1 protein-coding gene is annotated in these 431 nt (G+C 76.6%); it reads right to left on the bottom strand.

Going from position 1 to position 431, the window contains the following annotated elements:
• Positions 1-393 (bottom strand): acyl carrier protein (locus BBH68_RS36820; protein ID WP_218029737.1); only part of this gene is annotated, 393 nt, incomplete at its 3' end.
• Positions 394-431 lie beyond the last annotated feature (38 nt).

The following is a 431-nucleotide window of genomic DNA, read 5'->3' on the forward strand; positions in this document are numbered from 1 at the left end:
CCCCAGCTCCTTGAACGAGCCGTCCGCCCGTACGGCCGCGGGGTCGCTGTGGCCGAGCACCGTCGCCGCGTGGGTGCGCACCAGGTTCAGCAACTCGCGGTGGCGTTCGGCGTCGGAGAGCGTGGCCAGCCGGCCGGCCCAGTCGGTGGACCGCGCGACGGCCGCGGCGCGCCGCACGGGTGCGCCCGCGGCGGCGATGCCGCGAAGCAGGGCCGGCACGGCGTCGGACGGCTGAGCGCCGAGCGTACGCGGATCCAGGTCGAGCGCCAGCACGGAGGCGCTGCCGTGGCCCAGAGCGGCGTCGAACAGCGCCAGCGCCATCGGCGTGGACAGCGGGGTGAAACCGGTGCGGCTCATCCGGGCCAGGTCGGCGCCCGCCAGATGTCCGGTCATGCCGCTGGCGGCCTCCCACAGGCCCCAGGCGATGGAGG

The organism is Streptomyces sparsogenes (assembly GCF_001704635.1).
In the GTDB taxonomy this organism is placed as follows: Bacteria; Actinomycetota; Actinomycetes; order Streptomycetales; family Streptomycetaceae; genus Streptomyces; species Streptomyces sparsogenes.